A 255-nucleotide genomic window follows, 5' to 3' on the forward strand; every position below is an offset into this window, starting at 1 on the left:
GAAACAGGATGCGGAATTGTTCCTTGTCGGCGAACGCCATCGCCGTGCGGCAATAGTCGATCACCGCTGTCCACGACGATAATACCGCTTTCTGCTTCAACTCTCCCTTGGCGATGCGGCTCGCAGCCGCGGCGATCAGCTTGATTTCAGTGATGGCGGAGTCGCCAAGCCCACTGGTTTCCTTCAGCCGCAGCTCTGGAGCGTGAACGACCTCGGCGAATGAACCGAACTTTCCGATCAGCATTTTTGCAAGGG

At 57.3% G+C, this 255-nt stretch carries 1 protein-coding gene; it reads right to left on the minus strand.

All coding sequences use genetic code 11. The annotated features are described in order from the left end of the window. Nucleotides 1-255 (minus strand): JAB domain-containing protein (locus WDW90_RS40145; protein WP_488803343.1); only part of this gene is annotated, 255 nt, incomplete at both ends.

It is taken from the genome of Methylobacterium nigriterrae (assembly GCF_037106235.1).
GTDB classification, from domain to species: Bacteria; Pseudomonadota; Alphaproteobacteria; order Rhizobiales; family Beijerinckiaceae; genus Methylobacterium; species Methylobacterium nigriterrae.